We start from the raw sequence: 407 nt of genomic DNA, 5'->3' as shown, positions 1-407 counted from the left end.
CAAGTAATGCAGAAGCACAAGTCGTGCGCGACAGCGGCTTTAAAGGTCAATTAATGCGTGTTCGCTCAGCAGCGATTGGCGATATTGAAGGTGCACTTGATCTTAATGTTGAAGAGCTAATCGGCACGCTTGATCAAGCAAAGGAGATAGCTGCACTCTCTAAAAAAGCAAACAAGACAGTCAAAGCTCACCTTGCGCTTAATGACGGCGGTATGGGTCGTAACGGCACTGATATGACGACCGAAAACGGCAAAAAAGAAGCCCTTGCGATTGCTAAGCAATCTGGCGTTGAGATTGTCGGTAACATGTATTCCTTCCCGAATTACAAAGCAAAAGAAGTAAGCGCTCAACATGGATCATTTCAAGAAAGCCCGGAATGGCTCATTGCAGAATTTGAATTAAAAACG

At 45.0% G+C, this 407-nt stretch carries 1 protein-coding gene; it reads left to right on the top strand.

Translation table 11 applies throughout. The features are described from left to right. A partial coding sequence (locus UF05_RS17335) for an alanine racemase (RefSeq protein WP_048852626.1) occupies nucleotides 1–407 on the top strand: 407 nt, incomplete at both ends.

The organism is Vibrio sp. S457-15 (assembly GCF_000960545.1).
In the GTDB taxonomy this organism is placed as follows: Bacteria; Pseudomonadota; Gammaproteobacteria; order Enterobacterales; family Vibrionaceae; genus Vibrio; species Vibrio parahaemolyticus.
Note: the sequence above shows the minus strand (reverse complement) of the source record. Positions and strands in the feature narration are given on the sequence as shown.